Source organism: Ferrimonas balearica DSM 9799, assembly GCF_000148645.1.
Taxonomy (GTDB): domain Bacteria; phylum Pseudomonadota; class Gammaproteobacteria; order Enterobacterales; family Shewanellaceae; genus Ferrimonas; species Ferrimonas balearica.
Genome location: NC_014541.1, coordinates 535,356 through 561,289, shown reverse-complemented (window position 1 = coordinate 561,289; position 25,934 = coordinate 535,356). Strand labels below are relative to the sequence as shown.

Annotated in this window: 28 protein-coding genes and 6 tRNA genes; 13 read left to right on the top strand and 21 right to left on the bottom strand. The window is 61.3% G+C overall.

Annotation, left to right across the window (positions count from 1 at the left end; all coding sequences use genetic code 11):
- Window positions 1–5 precede the first annotated feature (5 nt).
- From FBAL_RS02680 to FBAL_RS02670, 3 genes are read right to left on the bottom strand one after another with little or no spacing between them, the layout of a single operon-like run.
- The gene (locus tag FBAL_RS02680) at window positions 6–1,307 is read right to left on the bottom strand and encodes an N-acetylmuramoyl-L-alanine amidase (RefSeq protein WP_013344033.1); all 1,302 of its coding nucleotides are present in this window, start codon (window positions 1,305–1,307) and stop codon (window positions 6–8) included.
- Window positions 1,304–1,768: a tRNA (adenosine(37)-N6)-threonylcarbamoyltransferase complex ATPase subunit type 1 TsaE gene (tsaE, locus tag FBAL_RS02675; protein WP_013344032.1), complete on the bottom strand. Its 465-nt coding sequence runs from the start codon at window positions 1,766–1,768 to the stop codon at window positions 1,304–1,306. The genes FBAL_RS02680 and tsaE overlap by 4 nt, the downstream gene beginning before the upstream one ends.
- Before the next feature lie 7 nt (window positions 1,769–1,775).
- The gene (locus tag FBAL_RS02670) at window positions 1,776–3,263 is read right to left on the bottom strand and encodes a bifunctional ADP-dependent NAD(P)H-hydrate dehydratase/NAD(P)H-hydrate epimerase (protein ID WP_013344031.1); all 1,488 of its coding nucleotides are present in this window, start codon (window positions 3,261–3,263) and stop codon (window positions 1,776–1,778) included.
- A 115-nt stretch (window positions 3,264–3,378) separates the two neighbouring features.
- Between FBAL_RS02670 and FBAL_RS20375 the strand changes: the two genes are divergently transcribed.
- On the top strand, window positions 3,379–3,552 hold the full coding sequence (locus FBAL_RS20375; protein WP_013344030.1) for a hypothetical protein: 174 nt from the start codon (window positions 3,379–3,381) through the stop codon (window positions 3,550–3,552).
- 31 nt (window positions 3,553–3,583) lie between these two features.
- Here the strand turns inward: FBAL_RS20375 and FBAL_RS02665 are convergent, their stop codons facing one another.
- From FBAL_RS02665 to orn, 8 genes are all read right to left on the bottom strand, one after another.
- Window positions 3,584–4,039, bottom strand: a complete 456-nt coding sequence (locus FBAL_RS02665; RefSeq protein ID WP_013344029.1) for a ferritin family protein — start codon at window positions 4,037–4,039, stop codon at window positions 3,584–3,586.
- A gap of 316 nt (window positions 4,040–4,355) precedes the next feature.
- Window positions 4,356–4,431, bottom strand: a tRNA-Gly gene (locus FBAL_RS02660).
- Window positions 4,432–4,466: 35 nt separating this feature from the next.
- Window positions 4,467–4,542 (bottom strand) — tRNA-Gly (locus FBAL_RS02655).
- A 35-nt stretch (window positions 4,543–4,577) separates the two neighbouring features.
- Window positions 4,578–4,653: transfer RNA gene (locus FBAL_RS02650), tRNA-Gly, on the bottom strand.
- Between the two features lie 35 nt (window positions 4,654–4,688).
- Window positions 4,689–4,764: transfer RNA gene (locus FBAL_RS02645), tRNA-Gly, on the bottom strand.
- Between the two features lie 31 nt (window positions 4,765–4,795).
- A tRNA-Gly gene (locus FBAL_RS02640) sits at window positions 4,796–4,871 on the bottom strand.
- A gap of 31 nt (window positions 4,872–4,902) precedes the next feature.
- A tRNA-Gly gene (locus FBAL_RS02635) sits at window positions 4,903–4,978 on the bottom strand.
- Between the two features lie 176 nt (window positions 4,979–5,154).
- Complete coding sequence (orn, locus tag FBAL_RS02630; protein WP_013344028.1) at window positions 5,155–5,700, bottom strand: oligoribonuclease; 546 nt, start codon at window positions 5,698–5,700, stop codon at window positions 5,155–5,157.
- Between the two features lie 87 nt (window positions 5,701–5,787).
- Between orn and rsgA the strand changes: the two genes are divergently transcribed.
- From rsgA to FBAL_RS02605, 5 genes are all read left to right on the top strand, one after another.
- The gene (rsgA, locus tag FBAL_RS02625) at window positions 5,788–6,840 is read left to right on the top strand and encodes a small ribosomal subunit biogenesis GTPase RsgA (protein ID WP_013344027.1); all 1,053 of its coding nucleotides are present in this window, start codon (window positions 5,788–5,790) and stop codon (window positions 6,838–6,840) included.
- A gap of 23 nt (window positions 6,841–6,863) precedes the next feature.
- Window positions 6,864–7,730, top strand: coding sequence for an archaetidylserine decarboxylase (asd, locus tag FBAL_RS02620; protein ID WP_041251153.1), 867 nt, complete (start codon window positions 6,864–6,866; stop codon window positions 7,728–7,730).
- A gap of 24 nt (window positions 7,731–7,754) precedes the next feature.
- The gene (locus FBAL_RS02615; protein WP_013344025.1) at window positions 7,755–8,600 is read left to right on the top strand and encodes a DMT family transporter; all 846 of its coding nucleotides are present in this window, start codon (window positions 7,755–7,757) and stop codon (window positions 8,598–8,600) included.
- 79 nt (window positions 8,601–8,679) lie between these two features.
- Complete coding sequence (locus tag FBAL_RS02610; protein WP_013344024.1) at window positions 8,680–11,853, top strand: mechanosensitive ion channel domain-containing protein; 3,174 nt, start codon at window positions 8,680–8,682, stop codon at window positions 11,851–11,853.
- A gap of 12 nt (window positions 11,854–11,865) precedes the next feature.
- Window positions 11,866–12,588 (top strand): glycerophosphodiester phosphodiesterase, encoded by a 723-nt coding sequence (locus FBAL_RS02605; RefSeq protein WP_013344023.1) that lies wholly within the window; start codon window positions 11,866–11,868, stop codon window positions 12,586–12,588.
- A 1-nt stretch (window position 12,589) separates the two neighbouring features.
- Here FBAL_RS02605 and FBAL_RS02600 read toward each other — a convergent pair whose 3' ends face one another.
- Window positions 12,590–12,922, bottom strand: a complete 333-nt coding sequence (locus FBAL_RS02600; RefSeq protein ID WP_013344022.1) for a DUF3392 domain-containing protein — start codon at window positions 12,920–12,922, stop codon at window positions 12,590–12,592.
- 69 nt (window positions 12,923–12,991) lie between these two features.
- Between FBAL_RS02600 and FBAL_RS02595 the strand changes: the two genes are divergently transcribed.
- Window positions 12,992–13,888: a D-2-hydroxyacid dehydrogenase gene (locus FBAL_RS02595; protein ID WP_013344021.1), complete on the top strand. Its 897-nt coding sequence runs from the start codon at window positions 12,992–12,994 to the stop codon at window positions 13,886–13,888.
- Here FBAL_RS02595 and FBAL_RS02590 read toward each other — a convergent pair.
- Window positions 13,872–14,087 carry a DUF6494 family protein gene (locus FBAL_RS02590; protein ID WP_013344020.1) on the bottom strand — a complete coding sequence of 72 codons (216 nt, stop codon included), beginning with the start codon at window positions 14,085–14,087 and terminating at the stop codon, window positions 13,872–13,874. The two genes, FBAL_RS02595 and FBAL_RS02590, sit on opposite strands and share 17 nt — an antisense overlap.
- A gap of 158 nt (window positions 14,088–14,245) precedes the next feature.
- Here FBAL_RS02590 and FBAL_RS02585 point away from each other — a divergent pair, with 158 nt between their 5' ends.
- Window positions 14,246–14,437 carry a bacterioferritin-associated ferredoxin gene (locus tag FBAL_RS02585; protein ID WP_013344019.1) on the top strand — a complete coding sequence of 64 codons (192 nt, stop codon included), beginning with the start codon at window positions 14,246–14,248 and terminating at the stop codon, window positions 14,435–14,437.
- Window positions 14,438–14,543: 106 nt separating this feature from the next.
- On the top strand, window positions 14,544–15,023 hold the full coding sequence (bfr, locus tag FBAL_RS02580) for a bacterioferritin (protein WP_013344018.1): 480 nt from the start codon (window positions 14,544–14,546) through the stop codon (window positions 15,021–15,023).
- Between the two features lie 118 nt (window positions 15,024–15,141).
- Here the strand turns inward: bfr and FBAL_RS02575 are convergent, their stop codons facing one another.
- From FBAL_RS02575 to efp, 6 genes are all read right to left on the bottom strand, one after another.
- Window positions 15,142–15,897, bottom strand: a complete 756-nt coding sequence (locus FBAL_RS02575) for a metal ABC transporter permease (RefSeq protein ID WP_041251152.1) — start codon at window positions 15,895–15,897, stop codon at window positions 15,142–15,144.
- The gene (locus FBAL_RS02570) at window positions 15,894–16,760 is read right to left on the bottom strand and encodes a metal ABC transporter solute-binding protein, Zn/Mn family (protein WP_049779624.1); all 867 of its coding nucleotides are present in this window, start codon (window positions 16,758–16,760) and stop codon (window positions 15,894–15,896) included. The genes FBAL_RS02575 and FBAL_RS02570 overlap by 4 nt, the downstream gene beginning before the upstream one ends.
- 55 nt (window positions 16,761–16,815) lie before the next feature.
- Window positions 16,816–18,003: a hypothetical protein gene (locus FBAL_RS02565; protein ID WP_013344015.1), complete on the bottom strand. Its 1,188-nt coding sequence runs from the start codon at window positions 18,001–18,003 to the stop codon at window positions 16,816–16,818.
- 59 nt (window positions 18,004–18,062) lie between these two features.
- A complete protein-coding gene (locus FBAL_RS02560; RefSeq protein WP_148226696.1) occupies window positions 18,063–18,323 on the bottom strand; it encodes a hypothetical protein in 261 nt (86 codons plus the stop codon).
- 87 nt (window positions 18,324–18,410) lie between these two features.
- Window positions 18,411–19,382, bottom strand: coding sequence for an elongation factor P--(R)-beta-lysine ligase (epmA, locus tag FBAL_RS02555; protein ID WP_013344013.1), 972 nt, complete (start codon window positions 19,380–19,382; stop codon window positions 18,411–18,413).
- Window positions 19,383–19,495: 113 nt separating this feature from the next.
- Window positions 19,496–20,068, bottom strand: coding sequence for an elongation factor P (efp, locus tag FBAL_RS02550; protein ID WP_013344012.1), 573 nt, complete (start codon window positions 20,066–20,068; stop codon window positions 19,496–19,498).
- Window positions 20,069–20,110: 42 nt separating this feature from the next.
- Here efp and epmB point away from each other — a divergent pair, with 42 nt between their 5' ends.
- Both epmB and FBAL_RS02540 read left to right on the top strand, forming a co-directional pair.
- On the top strand, window positions 20,111–21,133 hold the full coding sequence (gene epmB / locus FBAL_RS02545; protein ID WP_013344011.1) for an EF-P beta-lysylation protein EpmB: 1,023 nt from the start codon (window positions 20,111–20,113) through the stop codon (window positions 21,131–21,133).
- A gap of 55 nt (window positions 21,134–21,188) precedes the next feature.
- Window positions 21,189–21,740, top strand: coding sequence for a dienelactone hydrolase family protein (locus FBAL_RS02540; protein ID WP_013344010.1), 552 nt, complete (start codon window positions 21,189–21,191; stop codon window positions 21,738–21,740).
- Here the strand turns inward: FBAL_RS02540 and FBAL_RS02535 are convergent, their stop codons facing one another.
- The gene (locus tag FBAL_RS02535) at window positions 21,741–22,568 is read right to left on the bottom strand and encodes a TraB/GumN family protein (RefSeq protein WP_013344009.1); all 828 of its coding nucleotides are present in this window, start codon (window positions 22,566–22,568) and stop codon (window positions 21,741–21,743) included. It lies immediately after the preceding gene.
- 88 nt (window positions 22,569–22,656) lie between these two features.
- On the opposite strand from FBAL_RS02535, the gene FBAL_RS02530 reads away from it, so the two are divergent.
- Window positions 22,657–22,965, top strand: coding sequence for a hypothetical protein (locus FBAL_RS02530; RefSeq protein WP_013344008.1), 309 nt, complete (start codon window positions 22,657–22,659; stop codon window positions 22,963–22,965).
- A 97-nt stretch (window positions 22,966–23,062) separates the two neighbouring features.
- Here FBAL_RS02530 and FBAL_RS02525 read toward each other — a convergent pair whose 3' ends face one another.
- On the bottom strand, window positions 23,063–23,590 hold the full coding sequence (locus FBAL_RS02525) for a DUF3016 domain-containing protein (protein ID WP_013344007.1): 528 nt from the start codon (window positions 23,588–23,590) through the stop codon (window positions 23,063–23,065).
- 398 nt (window positions 23,591–23,988) lie between these two features.
- On the opposite strand from FBAL_RS02525, the gene FBAL_RS02520 reads away from it, so the two are divergent.
- A complete protein-coding gene (locus FBAL_RS02520; RefSeq protein WP_041251150.1) occupies window positions 23,989–25,866 on the top strand; it encodes an FUSC family protein in 1,878 nt (625 codons plus the stop codon).
- The last annotated feature ends 68 nt before the right edge of the window (window positions 25,867–25,934 follow it).

Sequence of the window (25,934 nt, the reverse complement as noted above, 5' to 3'; positions counted from 1 at the left end):
GGCTCCTACAGGGTGGGGATCACCAGCTCCTGTCCGATACGCACGGTATCGGATTTGAGCTGGTTAGCTTGCTTAAGCGCCGGTACGCTGACCTGATAACGACGGGCAATCACCGACAACGATTCGCCCCGCTGCACCTTGTGGGTCTGGCGTTGAGCCAGCAACGAATCCCGCGGCGGGTTGCTGCGGAAGTGGTTCTGAATCGCCACCGACAGGGCATTGGCCATCTTGCGTTGGTGGCCCGGATCACGCAACTGACGCTCTTCGTGGGGATTGGAGATAAAGCCGGTTTCCACCAAGAGTGACGGGAAGTCCGGCGACTTCAGTACCGCCAGAGAGGCAAACTGCGGCTTGGATTTGTGCAGCCGCGTCACCTGCCCCATCTGCTTCAACATGCTGCTGGCCAGCGCCTGGCTCTCCATCATCGAGTTTTCCCGCGCCAGATCGAGGAAGGTGCGCTGCAGGTGCGGGTCATCCTGGCTGGATTGCGAGATCACTTCACCGATCCCCCGCAGCTCAGACAGCTTGTCATCCCGTTCCAGCCAACGCCCCATCTCGGAGTTGGCCCGACGCAGTGACAGCACCCACACCGATGCGCCCCGCGGCTGAGGCGAGGTAAAGGCATCCGCATGGATGGACACCAGCAGGTCCGCCTTCTTCTTGCGCGCCTTAGCGGAACGCTGATCAAGGCTGACGAAGTAGTCCCCTTCGCGAACCAGGAAGGCTTCAAAGCCCGGGGTGGCGTCAATCTTGGCTTTCAGCTTCTGGGCGATCGGCAGCACCACGTCTTTCTCATAGGTGCCGGAGGGGCCAATGGAGCCGGGATCTTTGCCACCGTGGCCGGCATCAATGCCGATCACCACATTACGGCCGGGCGACGCCGCCACGGTCGAGGGGTTGCGACTGGTGGGCACCAGGTCCAGCACCAAACGGTGATAGCCCTGAGGCGATGCCCCCAGTACCTGGGTTTTGTGGCTGGCCGATTGGGTCAAGTCCAGCACCAGGCGCAGATCACCATCCCCCTGAGGATTGCTGGTACGGATACGACGAATCAGCGGCGAGGATTTCTCCAGCGCCGTCAGCTTGGCTTTAAGTTTGGTGGTTTTCAGATCGACAACCAGGCGATCAGGCCCGGTCAGGCGGAACGCCGAGAAGCTGGGTTTGCCGGACATATCCAACACCACCCGGGTTTTCTCCGGGGAGTGGCTGATCCGAATCCGTTCCAGCTGATTGGCCAAGGCTGGCCCCGCCACCAGGGTGAGGAGCAGGCCCAACACCCAGGTTTTCATCCAGGATAGGTTTTTCATTCTTCTCGCAGTTGTGCCAGCAGCGCATTACCGCGCTCGCTGTGGGCGGTCATGGTGACTCGCCGTCCCTCATTCAGATACGCCAGTTCAATGCTTAAGTCCGGTTCTGGCAACACCCCATGGCCTTTGCTGGGCCACTCAACTAATGCCAGGGTATTGTCGGCAAAATAATCACGGATCCCCATAAATTCAAGTTCTTCGGGATCGGCGAGGCGGTAAAGATCGAAGTGATACAGCTGAATTGAGCCCAGTTCATAGGGCTCAACCAGCGTATAGGTTGGACTCTTAACCGCACCTTGATGGCCCATCGCCTGCACCAGGCCGCGGGTCAGGGTGGTTTTGCCTGCACCCAGATCACCGTGCAGGTGGATAACAAAGGGGGCACTAACGCGCTCGGCCAGCTCACGGCCCAGCGCCAGGGTGTCGGCTTCCGCTGCCAGCACACGTTGAAGGGATGTCATAGCACCTCTATGGATTGACCAGTTGTCGGATATGGGGGAGCAGATCCGACGCCAGCATACCGCGCTGGCCATCGATGGCGGCGGCATCTGCCGCTTCGCCGTGGACGCATACCCCGCAACAGGCGGCCGCCATTGGTGACAGCCCCTGCGCCAAAAGGCTGGCGATTATACCAGATAACAGATCGCCGCTGCCCCCTGTTGCCAGCCCTGGGTTCCCCACCGGCGCCAGGCAGCATTGCTCACCGTCATGGATAAGGGTGCCCGCCCCTTTCAGCACCACCACTCCACCATAGCGGCGCTGCAGTTCAGCCACAGCAGCAAAGCGATCCGCCTGCACCTGTTCGGTGCTTTGTCCCAGCAGACGCGCCGCCTCACCGGGGTGCGGCGTCAGGATCCAGTTGTCACGGCGCTGCGGCTCCAGCGCCAGCAGGTTAAGCGCATCCGCGTCCACCACCAACGGCCGTTCACTGCGGATCGCGCCGATCAGCAGGTGCCGCGCCCAATCACTCTGGCCCATCCCCGGCCCCACGGCGATGGCCCCCGCCCAACCCAATTTGGCGTACACCTCCATGTCCACCACATCGACGCCCAGTGTCATCAGCTCCGGCCGCCCGGCCTGGATCTGAGCCAGATTATCTGGCCAGGACACCACAGCAACCAGCCCGGCACCGGAGCGCAGCGCGGCCTCGCCAGCCAGCCTCACCGCACCGGCCATGCCAGCCTGCCCCCCAAGAATCACCACTTTGCCATGATCCCCCTTGTGGCTGTCGACCCGACGGGGCCCCAGCCAGTGCAGGAAATCGTTCAGCGAGCATTTGGTCACGGAAGCCGGGTGCGCAACCAGTCCCGGCCCCAGTTGCAGCGGCGCCAGATGCAGTTCACCGATGTAGGCCGGTGCGGCACCGGTCAGCAGTCCGGGCTTGGCCCCCACAAAGGTCAGGGTCACGTCCGCGATCACGGCAATCGGCAGAGCCTGACCACTCTGGCCGGATAGTCCGGAGGGCAGGTCCAGCGCCAGAACGGCGCCCGGGTGCGCATTGATGCGCTCGATCGCCTGTTGCATCGGTGCATTCAGCGGGCCACTCAGTCCGGTCCCCAGCAAACCATCGACAATAACGTCCGCCTCCGGCCACTCTCCACTGAGCGGTGCCAGCTCGCCTCCCGCCGCCAGCCAGGCGGCCTGCGCCAGTGCCGCATCCCCCGACAGTTCACGTTCAGGGTCCGCCTGCAGGAGGGTGACGGCTCGCCCCTCCGCTTTGGCCAGCCGAGCCAAAACATAGCCATCGCCACCGTTGTTGCCACGCCCGCACAGCACCAACAATCGCTGGGCGTTATCACCCCAGCGCTGTTTCAGCAGGTTCCAGGCTGCAGCTCCGGCCGCTTCCATCACGTCATAAAGGGGAATATCGAGCGCCTTGGCCAACTCGGGTTCCAGATCGCGGATGGTATCCGCGTGGTAAAGGGAGGTTGGCAATGAAGCCAGATCAGCGCGCATAGAGTCAGCCCAAACCGTTGTTCAAAAAGTCTACTAGACTGTAGATGCCGAGCACTGAATCGGCTTTGCGTTAGATCGGAATTACGCTCAATAACAACAAGGAAAGTGTAACCTCATGATGCTGATGACCTTGCTGGTACTGTGCCTGACTGCCCTGGTACTCACCCTCCCCCTCCAATCCACACTGCTGATACAGGCATTGATGCTGGTGGCTGTGGTTATGGTGGTCCTCAATTTAGTGATGCTGCTCCGTCCCCCCCGGGGCATGGAGCGACGCACAGACCCCTAAACCAAAAACGGCGCCTTTCGGCGCCGTTTCCTTACATATCGTCCATTCGCATCGTGGAGTGAACAAACCGCTGTTGACGCACCCGCTCCGCCTGCAGCAGCGACTCAATGGCGGATTTCACGTCCTGGGTCGGCGCCACTTCCAGCGCAGCATGCAGCACATCCAGCAAACGGTTTTCCAGGTCCAGTGCCATACCCAGCACGTCCTGCTCAGTCATGGTCGCGGGCAGTTCGATCTTCTGGCACAGCAGAGTAAAGTCTTCCCCCTGAACATTCTCAAACCAGGTGTCCAGTACCCGCGGGGATGCCTCGTCCTGGTAATTGCTCAGTTTTTCGATCACCTCTTTCTCATGGATAACCATGTACTCGAGCAACATCTTGGCGCGGGGAGAGTCAGCCTGCCCGGTCATGCGGCGATACAGTTGGCTCATCGCTGACCGACTGTCGATCATATGATCCAAAATCTCTTTAAGTTGCTGAAATCGCATAGTATGGCTCCGAAAAACTAGGGGTTAACGTACGGTCAACATTTCGTATGTTTTGATTATGGAAGCCTAGCCGACGAAAAGATTTGAAGGGCGTCATCTTTTTGCCAGCACAACCATGGCAGTGATCACAGAACAACAACAGCAACGAAAAAAGTTGTGCTTAAACCCCTTCGGAAACGAGGCACTCGCCTTTAGTACGCTATCCCACTGATGAATAATACAAAAAAGGCCACCTTATGAGGTGGCCGGTTCAACAGTCCAATGCGAAAAGCACAAAGCAAAAAGGCCATCCTTTCGGATGGCCTTTTTGACAATTTGGAGCGGCACACGAGGTTCGAACTCGTGACCTCAACCTTGGCAAGGTTGCGCTCTACCAGCTGAGCTAGTGCCGCTTCACAGTTGCTTCCCGAAGGAAGACTTTTGAAATTGGAGCGGCACACGAGGTTCGAACTCGTGACCTCAACCTTGGCAAGGTTGCGCTCTACCAGCTGAGCTAGTGCCGCTTCACAGTTGCTCCCCGAAGGAAGACTTTTGAAATTGGAGCGGCACACGAGGTTCGAACTCGTGACCTCAACCTTGGCAAGGTTGCGCTCTACCAGCTGAGCTAGTGCCGCTTCACAGTTGCTCCCCGAAGGAAGACTTTTGAAATTGGAGCGGCACACGAGGTTCGAACTCGTGACCTCAACCTTGGCAAGGTTGCGCTCTACCAGCTGAGCTAGTGCCGCTTCGATTTTTGTTCACCCTGAGGTGAGAATTTGGAGCGGCACACGAGGTTCGAACTCGTGACCTCAACCTTGGCAAGGTTGCGCTCTACCAGCTGAGCTAGTGCCGCTTCGATTTTTGTTCACCCTGAGGTGAGAATTTGGAGCGGCACACGAGGTTCGAACTCGTGACCTCAACCTTGGCAAGGTTGCGCTCTACCAGCTGAGCTAGTGCCGCTTCGATTTTTACACTGTTTTGTGTGCAGAGGAGCTTCCCTAAGGTTGCGCTACTCTCTGTACTCACACTGAGCCAGTGCCGCTTCACTACTTGAGCCATTCGTCCCAAGCGAGGGCGCATTATAAGCAAAAACCTCTGCCCTGCAACCCCTAGTTTTCCAATTTCCGCTCGCTTGCTCAAATAGTGAAAACTTTGCGGCGATAAAATGTCAATTCGGCAATGGATTCCCGGATATCGTCCAGTGCCTGGTGGGTACCGGCCTTGGAAAACTGGTCCAACAGCGAGGGCTCCCAGCGACGAACCAGCTCTTTGACCGTGCTCACATCGATGGTGCGATAGTGGAAATACGCCTCCAGTGCAGGCATGTACTTCACCAGGAAACGGCGATCCTGTCCCACACTGTTACCACAAATAGGCGAAGCGCCTGCTGGCACCCACTCGGCAAGAAACGCCAGAGTCTGACGCTCCGCTTCAGCCATATCCACTTTACTGGCCCGTACACGCTCGGTAAGACCGCTGTTGCCGTGGGTGCGGACATTCCACTCATCCATCTTAGCCAGTTCACTTTCAGGCTGATGAACCGCCAGAACCGGCCCCTCGGCCAGGACGTTCAGTTCACTGTCGGTCACGATGGTGGCAATTTCGATAATGGTGTTCTGCTCGGGATCCAGTCCGGTCATCTCCAGATCGATCCAGATAAGATTGCTGGCTTGTTGTGCCATCCACGCCTCTCGCTAAGGGCTTTTTGATCAGAATCGAGTATCATACGGCCTAATTTGGGTGATGACACCGATTTCGCCAGGAGCGACGTGAGCAAAGGCAAGAAAAAGCTGACCAAAGGCCAGCTAAGACGAGTACGGGCTAACCAGAGCCGCCGCCTTAAAGGTGGCGACGAGCCGCAGTGGGACAACGACAGCCTTGGGCCGCAATTGACGGGCCGGGTGATCAGCCGTTTCGGCCAGCATGCCGATGTGGAAGATGACCAGGGCGAGATCTTTCGTTGCAACCTGCGTCGCACCATCAACAGCCTGGTGGTCGGTGACGCCGTAGCCTGGCGCAAAGGTGCCGAGCAGCTCGCCGGTATCGCCGGCGTCATTGAGGCCGTGCATCCCCGTCGTAGTCAACTGGCGCGCCCTGACTACTATGATGGTCTGAAAGTGGTGGCCGCCAACATCGACCAGATCCTGGTGGTCTCCGCGGTCGTACCGGAACTCTCCTCCCAGATCATCGACCGCTACTTGGTGGCAGCGGAAGACACCGGCATTCCGCCGGTGCTGGTACTGAATAAGGTCGACCTGCTCGATGACGAAGGCTTTGCCCTTGTCGAAGAGATCCTCGAACCCTACCGCGACATCGGCTACCCCATCTATCTGGTGAGCAGCCAGACGGGGGAAGGGATGGCGGAACTGGCCGACTGCCTGAAAGATAAAATCAGCATCTTTGTGGGTCAGTCCGGCGTGGGCAAATCGTCCATGATCAACCAGCTGCTGCCGGACGCCGAGTTGCTGACCGGAGATGTCTCCAGCAACTCCGGTCTCGGCCAACACACCACCACCACCGCCCGCTTGCTGCACTTTACCGACGGCGGTGACCTGATCGACTCCCCCGGGGTGCGCGAGTTTGCCCTCTGGCACCTGGCGCCAGAGCGTGTCACCTGGGGCTTTAAAGAGTTCCGCGAGGTGCTGGGCACCTGTAAGTTCCGGGACTGCAAACACGGCGACGATCCGGGCTGCGCGCTGCGTGCGGCGGTCGAAGCTGGTCAAATCAGCACTCAGCGATTTGACAACTACCACCGTATTCTGGAAACCATGAATACGGACAAACCCAACCGCCACTTCGGCAACCCGTTAACCAACAAGTAGAACCTCAAGGTGCCCCAGTGTCTTTGGACAAACTGAAAGTTAACCTGCAATACGTGATGCCCAAGCACGGCCTGTCCCGACTGGTCGGCAAATTTGCCGCCTCGGAAGCCGGGCCGCTGACCACCGCTTTCATCAAGTGGTTTATCCGTCAGTACGACATCAAGATGGAAGAGGCTGTGCAGGAGGATCCCAAGTCCTATCGCACCTTCAATGAATTCTTTACCCGTCCGCTGAAACCTGGCCTGCGTCCGCTGGCTGAGGGTGACGACCTGCTGCTGCAGCCGGTGGACGGTTGCGTCAGCCAGTGCGGTCCGATCCGCGACGAGCGCCTGTTCCAGGCCAAGGGCCATGACTTTGGCCTGAAGGAGCTGCTGGGTGGCTTCGACAAAGACGCCGAACCCTTCAAAGAAGGGCACTTCGCCACCATCTACCTGTCGCCGCAGGACTACCACCGCATCCACATGCCGGTGGCAGGCACTCTGCGCCGCATGATCTACGTACCCGGCGACCTGTTCTCCGTGAACCCGCTGACCACCCAGAATGTGCCAGGCCTGTTCGCCCGCAACGAACGCGTCGTGACCATCTTCGACACCGAGCACGGCCCCATGGCCATGGTTCTGGTGGGCGCCACCATTGTCGCCAGCATCGAAACCGTCTGGGCCGGTACCGTCACTCCGCCCACCGGCAGCCAGGTGTTTGACTGGGACTATCCGGCCGAGGGCGAACACGCCATCCACCTGGCCAAAGGTGAGGAGATGGGCCGCTTTAAACTGGGCAGCACCGTGGTGGCCTGTTTTGGCCGCGGCATGGTGGACGAGTTCGATGACGACTTCGAGCCCGGCAAAGTGACCCGATTGGGTCGTGCTATGGCCAAGGTTCAGGACGACTGAGGCCCATCACACAAGGATGTGGTTGTGACCCCAACCCTGCAGTTACATCTCGCGGTGCTGCTGTTCAGCGGCACCGCGCTGTTCTCCAAACTGATCCCCCTGCCCGCCACCGAAATCACCGCCTTGCGTTCGGTACTGGCTGGCCTCGCCCTGTTTACCCTGCTTGGCCTGACCGGCCAGCGCGCCCGCCTGCTGCGTCCCCGCGATTACGGCATCGTGATTGGACTGGGCATGCTGATCGGCCTGCACTGGGCCACCTACTTTGCCGCCATGCAGTTCTCCACCGTCGCCATCGGCATGATCGCCTTCTTCACCTACCCGGTGATGACGGTTCTGGCGGAGCCCCTGTTGGCGCGCCAACGTCCGGCCCTGGCCGATCTGGCCAGCGCACTGATTGTGCTGCTCGGTGTGGCCTTACTGGTCCCCACCCCCAGCCTCGACAGTGACGTGACCCAAGGGGTGCTGCTGGGCATCTTGTCCGCCGCCCTGTTTACCGCCCGCAACCTGCTGCAGCGCCGTTACTTCGCCCACTACAGTGGGGCCCAGACCATGGCCTACCAAACCTCAGTGGCCGCACTGATGCTGCTGCCCTTTATCTCAGTGCCGGAGGGGGCCATGGCCACCACCGACTGGGGGCTTCTGCTGCTGCTGGGGATCGGCTTTACCGCCCTGCCTCACGCCATGCTGTCACAATCTTTGCGCAGCCTCAGCGCCAAAACCGTCAGCCTGGTTTCCTGCATGCAACCGCTTTACGCCACGGTTCTGGCTGCCCTGTTGCTGTCCGAGTGGCCCGACCTCAAGACCCTGATGGGCGGCGGATTGATTCTGGCGGCAGCACTTTATGAGACTGCGCGGGCACATCGACGCTAACGCCATAGGCACCTTAAACTTTCTTCGCTACACTGACGCTGCTCGTAACTGTCACTCCCTTGCCAAAACGCGGAACATCATGCGGCGTCTTTTTCTGCCCCTGCTCGCCCTGCTGGTCGCCTTCAGCGTCCAAGCCAACTCCCCTTTCTCACTGGAACGCCGGCTGAGTCCTTTCGGCGCGCAGGAAAACACCCAGACCACCGCCGAGCAATGGCAAGCCCAGCAACAGCAGCTGGCCAAAGAGCAGGCCCAGTATCAAAGCCTGCTGACCGAATTCCCGGTTCGCCAGGCGGAACTGCAAAGCCAGTTAAACCGCACTCTGCCCACCGAAGTGGATGAGGGCCAGGGGCTGGCACAACAGCTGTCTCTGGTGCATCTCGAATTGCAGGAGCTTAAGGCCAGCGCCCGTGCCCTGTCCGATATGCGCACCGAGATGCGTGATCGCATCGCCACCCTGCCGCAACTGGAGCAGCAGGCCACCGCCCAGCTGCGCCTCAACGCCAGCGGCAGCGAGGCGCTTCGACAAGCCCGCACCGGCTACTTCACCCAGCTGCTGGAAACCGTCCGCACCGAACAGAAAGCGCTGCCGCTGCAGCTGCAGCTGATTCAGCTGCGCGAACGCCTGGTGCACAACCAGCAGGTGGCGCAGGAGCAGCGTCTGGCCAACCTCAACGACGCCATCACCGCGGAGCGTCGGGCCCAGAGCCGTTCAGCCATCACCACCACCCTGCCCCGCGCCAGTGGCGACCCCTCCCTGAGTCAGATCAGCGAGGAGAACGCCGAACTGGCCCGCGCGTTGGCTCGCATTAATGGTCGACTGGAGCAGCTGGGCAACCAGATTGTCGAAGCGGAGCTGGCCGACAAGCAGCTCAGCACACACCTGAGCGAAACCCAGGAGCAACTGCAGTGGGGTGGCGCCAGCGCGGCCTTTGGTGAAGCGCTGATCCGCCAGCTGAAGGTGCTCAAGAAGCAGCCGATCACCACCGACACTAGCCGCCAGCTGAGCCAGTCCCGACTGGCCCGTTACGATTACGAACAGCAACGTGAACCGCTGCAACGCCGCCTCCGCGCCACCGACAGCAAAGATCCCTCCAAGGAACTGCTGCAGCGGCAATTGGAGTTGCTGGACCAGCTGATCGGCGCCCATGAACAGCTGGTGCTGGACCTCACCCGCCTCAAGATCCAGCAGGAGCAGTTGCAGCTGCAGTCCGACCGCTTCCGTCGCCTGATCAACGAGCACCTGTTCTGGCTGCCCAACAACCGGCCGCTGGATCGCAACTGGAGCGGCGAGCTGGCCCTGAGCCTGAGCTGGCTCACCGACGCCCAGCGCATTGCCGAGCTCAAAGCCGCCTATCAGCAGAACAGCACCGCGTGGTCGCTGTGGCTGGTACTGGTCACCATCGTGGTGGTGTTGTCGGATCTGCTCAAAGGCCCCTATGCCCGCATTCAGGGCCGACAGGCACGCTACATCGGTAACGTTACCCTCGACCGTTTCAGCGCCAGTGTCGCCGCCCTGCTGACGTCCGTCGCCTTCAGCCTGCTGGCCCCGCTGCCGCTGTGGGCTGCCGGCGCGCTGCTCTACATCAGTGAAGGCCACCTGTTTGCTCAGGCTCTGGGTAAGGCGCTGCTGTTCGCCGCGGTGCCGATCCAACTGTACTGGAGCATCCATCAGCTGAGCCGCCCTGACGGCCTGATGATCGCCCACTTCCGTCGCTACCCGCCGCTGGTGAACCACGTCCTGCGGTTCCTGCGCAAATCCCTGTGGGTGGCAACGCCACTGATCATCCTGGTGGTGATGACCGAAGCGCTCGATCTGGAGATGATCAAAGCCAGCCTCGGTCGTGGCGCTTTCCTGGTGCTCTGCCTGGTGCTGGCGTACTTCTATCGCCGCCTGTCCGGCTTTGCCAGCCAGTACCACCACCATCACAGCCGTGGCCACGACAGCCGTCGTCGTCTGCTGGAGAAACTGATCTGGCTGGCCCTGATCGTGGTGCCGCTGGTGGCCGTCGTCCTGGCGGCGCGCGGTTACTACTACAGCGCGCAGCAGGTGCTGAGCCAGGCCCAGCTCACCGTACTGCTGGCCCTGCTGTTCCTGCTGGCTTACCTGATGGTCAAGCGCTGGACCCTGATTGAGCGCCGTCGACTCCAGTTTGAGCGGGCCAAGGCCAAGCGCGCCGAAGCCCTGGCCCAGCGTGAACGTGAAAAAGCAGAGGGGATCCCCGCCTCCAGTGCCGAAGGTCAGCTGGAGGGCGGTGACGAGCCGCAAATTGATCTCGACACCATCTCCACCCAGTCCCTCAGCCTGATGCGCAGTCTGATGGTGCTGGCCTTCTTCCTGTCGCTGATCGCACTGTGGAGCCAAACCCACTCCGCCATGTTCAGCTTCCTTGAGGGCATCACCCTGTGGTCCAGCACCCAGATGGTGGATGGCGTTGAGCAGACCGTGCCGATCACCCTGATGTCGTTTGCCACCGCTGCCATGGTGGCGGTGTTTACCGCCATGATCGCCCGCAACCTGCCCGGTCTGCTGGAGCTGGTGCTGCTGCAGCGGCTGGAGCTGAGTCCCGGCACCGGCTTTGCCATCACCTCGGTCAGCAAGTACGTGATCTACACGGTCGGGGTGTTCGTCACCTTCTCCTTGCTGGGGCTGGCCTGGAACAAACTGCAGTGGTTGATCGCCGCACTCACCTTCGGCCTGGCTTTTGGCCTGCAGGAGATCTTTGCCAACTTCATCTCCGGCATCATCATCCTGTTTGAGAAGCCGATCCGGATCGGCGACACCGTCACGATCCGCGATCTGACCGGCACCGTCTCCAAGATCCAGATCCGCGCCACCACCATCGTGGATTGGGATCGCAAAGAGATCATCGTCCCCAATAAGGCGTTTATTACCGAGCAGTTGGTCAACTGGTCGTTGTCCGACCCCATCACCCGGGTCTGCATGACCATCTCTGTGGCGCGGGACTCCGACCCCGCGCTGGTGGAAGCCTTGCTGCACCAGGCCGTCAAAGAGTGTCCGCTGTCGCTGGAGCAACCAGAGCCGGAGATCTACTTTGGTGGCTTCGGTTCCCACACTCAGGACTTCGAACTGCGGGCTTACGCCGACGAGATGGGCAAACGCTGGCCGCTGCGCCACGATCTGCACATGCGCATCATCGCCAAGTTCCGCGAAGCGGGCGTGGTGCTGGCCTACCCGCAGATGGACCTGCACATCAAGTCCGGCGACGTCAAAGAGAGCGGCCTTATCCGCTAACGGGAGAGAGTCATGCTGATCATCGCGCACCGCGGCGCCTCCGGGCACGCCCCAGAAAACACCCTGGCCGCCATGGACCAGGCACTGGCGCTGGGTGCCGATGCCATCGAGCTGGACCTGCAGTGTGTCGAAGGCACCCTGGTGGTGCTGCACGACCGCTACCTGCATAAAACCACCTCCGGCAAAGGCCCCCTCAGTGCCCAGACCCTGGCTTCTCTGGCGCAGCTCGATGCGGGTCAGGGCGAGCGGGTGCCAACCCTATGGCAGGTGTTGGAACGGGTGGCGGGACGCTGCGATTTCAATCTGGAGCTGAAGGGGCATGATACCCTGGCGCCACTGCTGACCACGCTGGCACGAGCGGAGCAGGAGCTGGGCTACCGCCCGGAGCAGTTCCTGATCTCCTCCTTCCACCACCCGCTGCTGGCACAGCTGAAGGCGGCCCGGCCCGATCTGGCCATCGGCGCTCTGACCGCCAGCCTGCCACTGGATTACGCCGCTTTCGGCAGCGCTCTCAACGCGCACTCCATCAATGTGGATGTGGATTTTGTCGATCAGGCGCTGGTGGACGATGCCCACCAGCGGGGCCTGAAGGTGTACGTCTACACCGTGGATCAGCCCGAGGACATTGCGGCTCTGGCCAGGATGGGCGTTGACGGCATCTTCAGTAACCTGCCCGACCACTCGCGAGCCCGACTGGGGGGCACCACCCGCGCCCCCGGTCAGTGCTGGCGCTGAATCAGATCTGGCGGTGACGTTCGGCCCAGACGCCGATAAACAGGAAGGTCAGGGTCACCACAGCCAACAACCACTGAGCGGTTAACCCCGCCAGCTGCTGCGCCAGCCACGGGGCCAGCGCGGCAATCAACAGGCCATAGCCGAAGGCGATCAGGCCAACATAAAGCAGGGTACGAAACAGAAAGGGCCAGGTGCGGATCCGGGCGCGAATAAAGCTCTGGATATCACCGTGCAGCACCACCAGGGTGCACGCCACCATGGCGGTGGCGATGGAGCCAAGATAGGGATAGAGGGTGCCGCCCATTGCGGCGGCCAAGTCGGACAGCCAATCCATACCGATACTTTTCCTTGTCAGATTCAGTTCGTATCTTACAGCGACAGGAACGTCAGGATATTGGATACCATGGAAAAAATTCTGCTGCTGACCAGCGACAACCCCCTCTACCAACAGCGGTTGGGCACCTGCCAGTTTACCGATGACCCGGATGCCGCCCGCATCTGGCTGGCTGAACCGGCCCGTGCCGCCGCGCTGCTGCAGCAGGGACACCGCCCGGACTGGCTGGCCAGCACCTACGCCGGGGTCGATGCCCTGATGGCGCCGGAGCTGCCCCGGGACTACCAGCTCACCAACATCCGTGGCCTGTTCGGCCCGCTGATGGCGCAGTACGTTTTTGCCCACTTGCTGTCGCGGCTGCGGGAACTGCCCCGCTATGCCGAGCAGCAGCGGCAAGGGCTGTGGCAACCGCACGGTTATGGCTCGCTGGAGGGGCAGACCCTGGTGCTGCTGGGTACCGGTGACATCAGCCAACATATCGCCCGGGTGGGTCGCGCTTTTGGCATGACGGTGGTCGGGGTTAACCGCAGCGGCAACGCCTCCGTCGAGTTTGATCGGGTGTATGCCGTCGACCAGTTGCCACTGGCACTGAGTCAGGCCGATGTACTGGTATCGGTGCTGCCCAACACCCCAGCCAGCTACCACCTGCTGAACGAACACACCCTGCCACACCTGCCAGCGCACGCGGTGCTGTTTAACGTTGGCCGGGGCCATACCCTCTGCCTCGACGCATTACGGCATCAGCTCGATACCGATGCGCTGGCCCACGCCGTACTGGACGTGTTTGAGCAGGAGCCGCTGGCCCCGGACTCACCACTGTGGCACCACCCGCGTGTCACCCTGACGCCCCACATCGCCGCCACCAGCTTCGCTGAGCAGGTGGCGGGCCAGTTTCTCGATAACCTCGCCCGCTATCGCCGCGGTGAGGCGCTGCAGAACCGGGTGTGTTTCACTCGGGGGTATTAAGGTCCAGCGTTCCCTCTATCTGGTGGGTTAATCCCAGCTCCGGCACCTCGAGGGTCATGGTCAGGGCCACCGGGGTGTCGGCGCTGAGCCGCCCCTCCTGCTCCGCCTTGCCCACCGCTTCAGCCAACGCACGGTGACTGGTGATGCCCACCTCTTTGAGAAACCGGCGAATCGCCATATCCAATTGTTCCTGCTGCACTTTGCGCTCCTCTGTTCAAAATCCGGTCGATCCGGCTCACAGTTTTTTATAACGGCAAAGGGGCCAATCGGCCAGAACAGGTCTAATTTGCAATTAGACATGCGAATCGTTTGCATTTACTCTCTCTACAACTTGAACAGGATTCGACAGAGGCAACGATGTACGTGTGTGTGTGCTACGGCGTAACCGACAAGCAGGTGAAACAAGCGGTGGATAATGGTGCCGTGGATCTGAAGTCCCTGCAGAAAGCGCTGAACGTTGGCACCCAATGCGGTAAGTGCATCAAAACGACTCTGGAGGTGATGCAGCAACAGCTCGACGTCACACCAAACTACTACGAAGTGGCCTGACACCCCCTTTCGGGCCCTCCCTCTCGCGCCTTTTCCCCGCTGGCGCGTGGCGACGCTGCGCGCCCTTATCTAAGCTTGGCAGACCGTCACAGCCAAGGACCATCCCATGAAAGCCGACCCCAAGGTGATCGCCCACCTCAATAAGGTGCTGGGTAACGAGCTTATCGCCATCAACCAGTACTTCCTGCACGCCCGCATGTACAAAGACTGGGGCCTGAAGCGGATCGCCGATAAGGAGTACCACGAGTCCATCGATGAGATGAATCACGCGGACCACCTGATCGAACGCATTCTGTTTCTGGAGGGCCTGCCCAATCTGCAATCTCTGGGCAAGCTGCGGATCGGTGAGCACACCAAAGAGATGCTGGAGTGCGACCTGGCGCTGGAGATGGACGCCATTCCGGACCTGCGTGAAGGGATCGCCTACTGCGAATCGGTACGGGATTTTGTCAGCCGCGACCTGATGCAGGATATTCTCGAAGATGAAGAGGAGCACGTCGACTGGCTGGAGACCCAACTGGAGCTGATCGACAAGGTGGGCATTCAGAACTACCTGCAAACCCAGACCATCGACGAAGAGGGCTGAGTCCAGGTTAACAACCTGAGCTCAAAGCCCACGCGACCAAGAGGCAAAGCGTCCTCACGTGGTGATGAGGCGCCACAAAAAAGGGGCGCCCAAAGCGCCCCTTGTTGTTGCTGTCCGTTCAGTGGCGGCCGGTAAAGATCCGGACGACGACGGCGGTGACCGCAAGGGTACAGACAATGGTCGCGCCGGAGGGCAGGTCCCACCCCGCCGACAACCAGAGTCCCGCACCGTAGCCGACGATGCCGGTGGCGTATCCCCACCACAGCGCACTCTGTCCCCGCAGGCGATTGACCGCCAGGGCCGGCAGGATCAGGCTGGAAAACACCAGGTAAACCCCCACCAGCTGCACCGAGAAGGTGATCACCACAGCAAACAGCGGATAGAACGCCCGCCCCCGGAGCATCGCCGGACGCCAGACCAACAGCGCCAGCACCACGGCCGTTACCAGAGCGGGCAGCACCAGGGCATCCCAGTCGGTCCACAGGATCTGGCCGGACAGCAGCTGCTTGAGCAGCTCCCCGCCATGAGGGTCCTGCGCCAGCATCAGCATCGCCGCCACCGCCGAGAGGACGTAGAGGCAGCCAATCAGCGCCTCCAGTTCACTCTTGTAGTGACGCTCCAGCACCGCGATCAACGCGGCACCCGCCAGAGCAAACAGCGCAGGCAGCAACCACTCCATCCCCGGCAGATGAGCCAGGTCGTGCTGGGTGTGGGCCAGTACCGCGCCCAGTGCCGCAATCTGCGCCAGGGCCAGATCGATAAAGATGATGCCACGAGCCAGCACCTGTCGGCCCATCACCACGTGGCTCGCCAGTACCAACAGGCCCGCCGCCATGGCGGGCAACAGAATGCTCAGCAGCGTGGTGTCCATCAGCGCGGCTCCCGCTGGGCCGCCACGAGGGCATCGATGGCGTGATCGTAGAGATCAAACAGATCAGCGATGCCATCCACACCCGGGCCAAACGGCAGCTCGACCAGGGGCAGATCCGCCCGCTGGGCCAGCCACTGGGCACCGCGACTGTCCTGATAGCCGGTGTAGACCACCGCCATCACGTCCCCCTGCTCAGCCCGTTTCAGCAGCGTCGCCAGGTGTGACGTGGTCGGCGGCAGGCCCGGCTTGGGCTCAAGGTCGCCCACCTGGCTGATGCCCACCCAGTCAAACAGGTAGCGGAAGCTGGTGTGGTAGGCGATCACCTTGTGCCCTTCCAGAGGCTGAGCCTTGGCCTGCCATTGCGGCACGGCGGCCTGCCAACGACCGAGGAAGTCCGCCAGGTTGGCCTGATAGCGGGTGCCGTTGTCCGGGTCCAGTTCAGCCATGCGTTTCGCCAGGGCGGTGGCAATGGCGGTAACGCGCTCCGGGGAGAACTGCATATGCGGGTTACCCTGCGCATGCACATCCCCCATGGTGCGGTCGACATTGTCCATCTTATCCAGCGTTTCCACCTGATCAGCGGCATAGAACATACCGGGCTGACCGTTGCGGATGCGGGGATTGTTGGCCTTCATCTGCAACATCGGCAGCCAGCCCACTTCCAGTTCCGCCCCGGCGCACACCGCCAGATCAGCACGCCGCATCTTGGCGATCAGGCTCGGACGAGCCTGCACCTGGTGCGGGTCCTGCAGGGCAGTGGTGGCACTGAAGATGTCGGCCTCGGGCGCCAGTTCACGCGCCAGCGACGCGTACTCCGGCTCACAGGCAAACACCGACAGGGCCCAGCTGCGGGGCGCCCACAGCATCACCAGAGCCGCCAGCAGCAGCCAGGGCAGCTGCCGGCTCAGGCCACGATTGATATCAGAATTGATGTGCACCATGCGCTCCCAGTGTCATCACGTACTGGAGGGTAATCACCTGATCGTCGAAATCACCGAACTCGGTCAGATCCTGATGGGTGTACTGCAGGCGAACCGCAGAGAAGTGGCTCGGGTGCCAGGCCACCATCGCTTCGGTTTCCTTGATGCGGGCATCATGGAAGTGGCCGTGATCATCGTGGATCTCGAGCATGGCCGCACTCATCTCGCCATACCGCACACCGGCGGACCAGCTCGGGCTGAACTGATAAACGCCGGACAGGTACCAGCCGTCGTAATAGTCCGGACCGGCTTCCTCTTCGTCGTGGCCCTCTTCATGTTCAAAGGGCGCATCGAGGTAGAAGTATTCGCCGCTCAGGGTGAAGTGGTTGTACTTGTAGTTGCCGCCCGGCGCCCACTTGTACACAGCGGAGACATTGAACAGGTCGCGGCCGGTAAACGCGGCGCCGTGGCCATGCTCGTGGTCGTGATCGTCGGCCAGCTCTGCCACTTCAAGATCATGGTCATGCTCACCGGCGTGCGACTGGCCATTCTCATTGCGCAGCCAGGACAGGCTGGCCTGCCAGCTGTGGGACTGGCCAATGTCGCCACCCAGTTTGGTGTAGAGGTGGTAAACGCCAACGGTTTCGACGCTCTCCAGCTCCTCCGCCTGCAGCGGATCACCACTGAAGGCCTCACCGCCAAACTCCCAGTAGAAGTCGGTCGGGGCTACCCAGTTGATGCGCACACCATCATCAAAGTAGTGACCACCGAGGAAAGCACGGTAGGCCGCCGGGCGCTCAACAAAGGCGTCGGTGTGCAGGTGCTGGTTGTTCAGGTAACCGATGTCGGACAGGAAGCGACCGGCGCGAACCGATAGGCCACCGGGCATGGCCAGAGTCTGGATAAAGGCCTCTTCCAGGCCAATCTCGGTTTCACCGTCGTGGGTTTCCAGCACGGTGGTCAGTTTGCCGTAGAACTTGTCGTCGATGGCGGCGGAGATGGCCAGCTCGGTGTGGCCCAGGTTAAAACCCTCCTCGCGTTCGCCCAAGGCGCGCTCACCATCCTGATAGTAGCCGTCCAGTACCAGGGACAGGTTGGGATTGGTCAGGGTGCCTTCCGGGGCAGCCAGAGACAGAAAAGGCGCGCCAGCCAGCGCCACGCCGACAGCAAGGGAAATCCGGTTTTTCATTGGGTGATCCTTAATTTTCGAGTGTTGGCACCGACAGTCCGGTGCCGGTTGGAAACAGGTCAAACTCGAGAATTAAGTGGTGGTGCGCGGGCGGTGTAGGCAACCTGTAGCGACAGCCAGGGGGAAAGGGGCAGAGTGTCCGCCTGCCAACGGAATGGGGTAACCGGGTCAAGCGGCGCCAGCTGGTGGCTGAAAAGCTGCTGCAGCTGGGCCTGGTGGGCAAAGAAGTCGCAGTGTTCGGAAAAGGTGATGTCGTCGTGGACGTGACTCAGCTCATGGGCAGGGGCCACCAGCGCAATCGCCAGCAGCCAGAACGCCATTATCATCGCTGATGCACGGGGTATCCGAACCACCATCACTCCTAACCAACTGAGTCCCTTGCCCATCCGGGGCCGGGTAATAGTAACTTAGGCGTTAAAAACTGGGAAGGGGATCACATCTTTTATCGCTTTGGCGTCCAGCGCCAGCATCACCAGTCGATCGATCCCCAGCGCCACTCCGGCACAATCCGGCAGTCCCGCTGCCAGCGCGGCAATCAGGTGCTCATCGATCGGACGTTGCGGTAAGCCGTGGGCCGCACGCTGCGCATTGTCCGCAACAAAACGGGCCCGCTGTTCATCCGCGTCCGCCAGTTCGTGGAAGCCGTTTGCCAGCTCCACCCCTTTGAAATAGACCTCAAAGCGCCGTGCAACACGGGGGTCCTGTTCATCGATGCGGGCCAGTGCCGCCTGTGAAGCCGGGAAGTGATACACCATCGCCGGCACCGTTTGGCCGATGCGGGACTCCACTTGTGTGGCAAACAGCAGTTGCAGCAGGGTATCGGCATCCTGTTCCGCTTCGGCCAGGTCGCCCATGCCGTGCTGTTCACACAGGGCTTTCAGCTGCGCCAGCGACGCTTCCAGAGGGTTCACCCCCAGAGCCTGCTCAAAGGCCTGGGCGTAGGTCATCCGCTGCGGCGCACCGCAGCCCAGCACCGCTTGCAGCAGGTCCGCCATCTCATCCATCAGGGCATGGTGATCAAACCCAACCCGATACCACTCCAGCATGGTGAACTCGGGATTGTGAAAACGCCCGGCCTCTTCATTACGGAAGCTGCGGCACAGCTGGAAGATGGAGCCACTGCCCGCGCACAGCAGGCGCTTCATGTGGTATTCCGGCGAGGTCATCAGGTAGAGCGGGATGCCTTCGGCGGCACCGGGGCCAACAAAGCGGGTATCAAAGTTGTGCAGATGCACGTCGGTGACCGCTGCCTGGGACAGGCAAGGGGTTTCCACTTCCCACACGCCACGCTCGGCAAAGAAGTCACGGATCCGGCCCATCAACTGGGCCCGCTGTTTCAGCACCGCCATGGTAGCGGTAGGTTGCCAGGACTGGCTCATCGCCCCTCCCCTTGTGCTAATCACTGCAACGACACCCGCTTCCGATCCCGGGTGCCACAAACAAAAATAGTGGGCCGTGGCCCACTATTTTCTTACTCGGTACGTGGCGGCAATTACTTGCTGCGTACGCGCTCGACGTATTCGCCGGTACGGGTGTCCACTTTCACCACTTCGCCGATGGCGATAAACAGCGGTACGCGAACCACAGCGCCGGTTACCAGGGTAGCGGGCTTGCCGCCGGTGCCCTGGGTGTCGCCTTTCAGGCCCGGGTCAGTTTCGGTCACTTCCAGCTCAACGAAGTTCGGCGGGGTCACGGTGATCGGGTTACCGTCCCACACGGTGATGGTGCATACGTCCTGCTCCACCAGCCACTTCTCAGCGTCGCCCACGGCTTTCGCGTCAGCGGCGATCTGCTCGAAGGTGTCGTTGTTCATAAAGTGCCAGAACTCACCGTCGTTGTAGAGGTAAGCCAGTTCGTGGTCCATCACGTCAGCCGCTTCAACGGTGTCGCCGGATTTAAAGGTTTTTTCCAGTACCTTGCCGGTCAGCAGTTTGCGGATTTTCACACGGTTAAAGGCTTGGCCTTTGCCCGGCTTAACGAACTCGTTCTCGATGATGTTGCACGGCTCACCGTCCAGCATTATCTTTAGCCCGGAACGAAATTCGTTTGTTGCGTAAGAAGCCATCTTTACTCTCTTCCAGCAGTTCTGTTGAAGTTTAACCGCCCAATGATAACCCGAAATTCCCACTCTGTGCAGGGTGTTGACCGCGCCTGGCAGCGCGAGCTCGCCGAAGCCTACCGCTCACCCGTTGAGCTGCTGACCGATCTGCAGTTGGATCCGGCCGAGTTTGGCCAGGGTCTGGAGGCCCGTCGCCTGTTCCCGATGCTGGTGCCCAAGGCGTTTGCGGCGGCCATGCGGCCCGGTGACGCCCAGGATCCCTTGCTGCGCCAGGTGCTGCCGGTGGGCGATGAGTTTCTGGTTGCCGACGGATTTGGGCCGGACCCCATTGGCGAGCAGGATGGACCGATGCCGGGGCTGCTGCACAAATACCAGAGCCGGGTGCTGCTGATGTTACGTACCGGCTGCGCGGTGAACTGCCGCTACTGTTTCCGCCGCCACTTCCCCTACGCCGACCACAAGGTGGGCGCAGCAGAACTGGCCCAGGCTCACGAGTACATCGCCTCGGACACCCGCATCAACGAGCTGCTGCTGTCCGGCGGCGACCCGCTGATGGCGCGGGACGACCATCTGGCCGAGCTGGTGGCGCGGTTCAGTGACCTGCCCCACCTCAAGCGCCTGCGCATCCACACCCGCCTGCCGGTGGTGCTGCCCAGTCGCATCACCGATCAGCTGGTGAGCCTGTTGGCCGATGCACCGTGGCGGGTGGTGATGGTGCTGCACATCAACCATCCCAACGAGCTGCAGCCGGAACTGGTGGCAGGACTGGCCCGACTGAAGGCGGCGGGCGTCACGTTGCTGAACCAGGCGGTGCTGCTCAAAGGGGTGAATGACCACGCCGACACTCTGGTGGCGCTGGCTGAGGGGTTGTTTGATGCCGGGGTGCTGCCCTACTACCTGCACCTGCTGGACCGTGTGGCCGGTGCTGCCCATTTCGAAGTGGATGAGGATCGTGCCCGCGCCCTGATGGCGGAGCAGCTGCAACGTCTGCCGGGCTTTCTGGTGCCGAGACTGGTGCGGGAGATCGCCGGCGAGGCCAGCAAAACCCCCATCGACCTGAAACTGGTGTAGCGCCTCCGGCTTGGGTAGGATGGGCGCCCTGTTGTCCGGGCAGCAAGGAGGCCCCATGTCCACCCACTGGCTTATCACCGATATCTGGGGGCAGCACGCCACCCTCGATCCCTTTCTCCGGCGGCTCGAAGCCATTGCGCCGGACTGGCAGGTATTGGACCCCTACAGCGGCCAGCGCTTTGCCTTCGAAGACGAGACCCAGGCCTACCAGTATTTTCTCCATCGCTGCAGCAAAGCGACCTACCAGCAGAAGCTGGAAGCGGTGCTGGAGCAGGCTCAGCAGCCACTCACCCTGCTGGCGTGCAGCGCCGGTGCCAATGCCCTGTGGCCCCTGCTTGACGGTCCGCTGGCCAGCAAGATCCGCAAAGCGGTGCTGGTCTACGGCAGCACCATTCCGGAGCAACCCATTACCCCTCGTTGTGACACCGCGTTGCTGCTGTGTCGCGGCGACAACGGCGTCACCGGGCATCAGGAGCGACTGGCCCAGCACTCGACCCTGTTGCTGAGCGACGCCCCCCACGGTTTCCTCAATCCCCGCGCCCCCGGCTATCACCCGGATGCGGCCGCCGAAGCGGAGGCCTGGCTGCAGCAGCAGCTGACCCGATGATCAGGGCTGGCAGGCCTCCTGCCAGCAATCCCGCACGGTGACCCCGGCCTGCTTCAGCAGCGTCGGGATCCCATCCGGCCCCACCAGGTGCCCGGCCCCGACGGCGATAAACACCCGGTCCTGACGCTCCAGCCAATCACCGATGGTGCTCGCCATATCGTGGTTGCGGTCCACCATCAGGCGCTGCCACAGCTCATCGGAGTCAGACAGGCCATCGCGCATCAGCGCATCCAGTTCGGCCGCATTGCCGCCCCGCCAGGCCTGCACCAGCTCGGTAGGGTCGGCATCTTCAAGCGTCGACTCCAGCATCGCCCACTGCGCCGACTGGCTCAGCTCGGTGAAGATCGCCATCTGCCGCCCCATGCTCTCCAGCTGCCACAACGGCTTCTGCCCCTTGCGCGACAACAGCATGCTGTCGACACCGAGGTCCGGCTGATAACCGGCCTGGGCCATCTGCAGCATCGCCAGCTGGGCGCTCAGCAGCCAGGGGCTGACGCCAAGATCACAGGCAAAACCCAGTTGCTGACAACGCTGCGCCACCTGCTTGGCCAACGGCTCCGGCAGCGGTGTGTCGCTGCGGCCGTAGCGGGCCAGCAGAGCGGGCACCTCAGGGTCATTGGGGTCTGCTTCCAGTGCCAGCACCTGAGCCTGTTCAAAGGCCGATTCCACCGGGGCGGGCAGCGGGTAGAAATCCCGCGAACCGACGTGAATGGTGCCCAGCAGCCAGGCGGTGCGACCGTTGGCCTCCACCTGGTAAAACGGGGGCCGATCATCCGGTGCCGCCCATACGATAAAGGGCAGCAACAGTAACAGCAGTAACGCGCGCATAGAGTCTCCCGACAAGCACCACCGCCCCGGTGGTGCTCGGATTTGGTTATACTGGGGCGATTTTCCGATTCAGCTTACAGGACAGACCATGTCTTTCGACACCGTGATTGAACAGTATCGTCAGAGCCTGCAGGTGGCTTACCGCCAATCCGTCGACGCCGACGCCCTGCTCGACAGCCTGCAGCAAGATGGCAAAGGCCAGTTCAACGCCATCTTCCGCGACGACGCCGGTTTTACCACTCAGGCCAGCCGCTTTGTGCCCTATGTGCAGGAGCTGGCCGAAGGACTCAGCCAGTTTGAAGCTGAGCCCAACGCCGAAGCCCTGCCGCAGATGGTGCAACAGCTGGAGCTGGTACTGAGCACGTTGGCCCAGCTGCGACAGCAGCTCAAAGGGTAACAGTGCGGCAGCAGCTTAAAAGCGAATGCTGCGCCAACAACCCAAGGGGTAAAACGGAAAAAAGCCGCTGTTCAGCGGCTTTTTTGTGGGTGTGGCATCAGGGCTTCAGCTGCGGCTCCAGAGTGCGGCTGATCCAGTCGTCCAGCATCTGCATCTCATAGCGCAGGGCATCGTTGCGATAACGGGTGACGCTGCGGGTATCAAAGCCGAGGTCAGCCAGCTTCTCTTCACCGGACACCTTCACACTGCCATCGGCGCCCTTCACCTCGTAACTGAACTCAATGCGCGGCGGGTACACGCTCTTCACGATACGGATGTCATTGGGAGTGGCACCGAAAGAGGGGCGCACATCACCAGCCAGGTCCAGATCGGTCACGGTAAAGGTGGCGGTTTCCCCCTCCGCCAGCAGCGGCTCAATCTTCTTCTGCATGTGTTTGCCCAAGGTGGCAAACACGTGGTTCTGGTAGCGGGATTGCACCCCGGAACCGGTCTTCACATCGCGGTAGTTGTCCGGCTCCTGCCAAATCACCGTCACATCACCATCCTGGGTGGGCCACTTCGGCGCATCTTCCGCCATTGCAGAACCAGTAAACAGGGCCAGTGCCAGCCAGATCATTTTTCTCATTTGCCAACTCCTCACGGCACATTGGTGTGCATTCATTGACTTAGAAGCAGTAGAACAAAAAAGATTCAAAAAATCATGGCTCACAATTTCACCGATTCAAAGTCGGTTCAGAATCCAGCTGACTCAATGGCTGGCATTGTGAGTGCACCGACCTGGCCCTCAGCCCCCGCCTCTCGCGCTATCGGGGCGTACATCCGGCCCCATCCAGCACCATCTCCACCCCGTTAAGACCGGCGACCCAAAACGCGGCAACCGCTGAGGCTGTGTCACGTTCGCTCCTCAATTCGCCGTACAGATCACCATTTGCTGCAATGCGGGTCGCTAGAATGGCGCCCCGATTGTCTTCATCTCCCTGTGACTCCATGCCCTCCCCCGCTTTGGCACGCCTCTGTGGATGGTTGCCCGATCGCGCTGATCTGCCAGATGGACTGCGCATCGGCCTGCCCATGATGGCCGGCTTACTTATTTTCACCCTGCTTGGCCAGCAAGCCGCCGGGGTCAATGCCCTTATCGTGGCCTGGCTGGTCGGCGTACAGGGGCGCAATCTGGCTTACCCGAAACGGGCCAGCCTGTTAAGCCTGTCCGCGGCCATCTGCTGCCTCTCCAGTGCACTGGCCTTGCTGAGCCTGTGGCACCCGTTGCTGGGCAGTGGGATCCTGGCGCTGATAGGCCTGCTGTACGGCCTCACCTCAAACCAGCGCAAATACATTCAGCTCATCACCTATAACGCGGGTTTCTGCTTTATCTGCGCTCTGCACCTGCTGGATTCCGGGGTCGAGGCCAGAATGATTTTCGCCTCCTCCCTGTTTGGCGCCGTCACCGCCGTATTCAGTGCCGTCATTGCCGGTCCCTGGCGCAGCCGACATCAGGGCGAACAGCTGCTGGGGCGCTGCCATCAGAAACTGGCGGACTGGTGTGCCATTCTGGCGCAGACGGGGCCGGACCAGGTCAAACAGCGACTGGCACTGCGGGAGCAGCTGGATGAATCCATTGCCGTCCTGTCTCACTGGCTGTTGGAGATGCCCGATAAACCGCAGGTGACCCACGTGGCCGCCCGACTCTTTACCCTGCTGACCATGATCGAGACGCTGGAGGTGATCAGCCGAATCCGCCTGCAGATCCGCAATCAGGCGTCATTGGCGGACTACCTGCACAGCGCCGCTGACGCACTGGCGACAGACAGGCCAGTGCCGCCCCTGCCGGAAGACATTCACCACCCGTTGCTGCTGCAGGCTGAGGACAGGCTCCGGCAGGCGCAACAGTGCCCCGCCCCGGCGCCGGGCTGGCGCGCCCGTCTGAGCCAGGTCTGGCCATCGGATGCCGAGAGCATAGGGGTTCAGTGGCGTAAGGCGATACGGCGACAGTCGCGGGAGTGGCACCACGGCCTGCGCATCCTGTTTACCCTGATGTGCTGTGAAGGCATCGTCATTCTGCTCAAACTGCCGCAGGGGTACTGGGTCACCCTGACCGCCTTCATTGTGCTGATGGCCGCGCCATTGGGGCAGCTTCAGGTGCGGATATGGAACCGCTTTTACGGCACCCTGCTGGGCAGCCTGCTGGCGCTGTCGATGATCTGGTTTCTGGGACAGGGTGACTGGCTCTATGGGGCCACCGGTCTCACGGTATTTCTGGCCTTTGCCACCTACTACAAGACCCGCTATGAGATTCACGTGTTCTGGCTGACCATGATGATGGTGTTTGCCATCACCCTGCTGCTGCCCAGCGACCCCTATATCGCCTTTTATCGGGCGCTGGACACCATGACCGGCGCACTGCTGGCCTTTCTGGCCATGCACCTGTTTATCCCCAGCTGGACCCGGCGTTGGCTCGACAGCTACGTCGACAAGTGGTGGGAGTTGGAGTGCCAATGGCTGCAGGCCATTGAGCAGGGAGAGCAGAACAGTCCGCTGCGCTGGCAGGCCCATGCGGCGCTGCGCCAGCTCAGCCAGGAGATTGGCTACATGCAGCTTGAACCCAACACCAGCGCCCGGGATCTCCGTGACTGGCAATCCCTGCTGTGGCTGGGGCTGAGGTTACACGCCTGCCTCGGCATGCTGGCCCGCAGCCACCACGCCCCGGACCCGGTGATAACGCACCAGTTCCAGCAATGGCGAACGCTCTACCGCGACCGGCTTAACGCCCACTGGTGCTTACTGGCCAACAGAGGCGCAGCGCCCCACACGGAGGGAGATATCCAGCGCTGGCTGGCCGGGGATATGCAGCAACTCTTTGCCTGGGTAGACCGACAGCGGCCGTTTGATCAGATCGATCCCTGACGCTCTAGCAGCTGCCCGGGCTGTCGAGCGCCCATAGAAAAGGCCCCGGAACCCTGCAATGCAGTTTT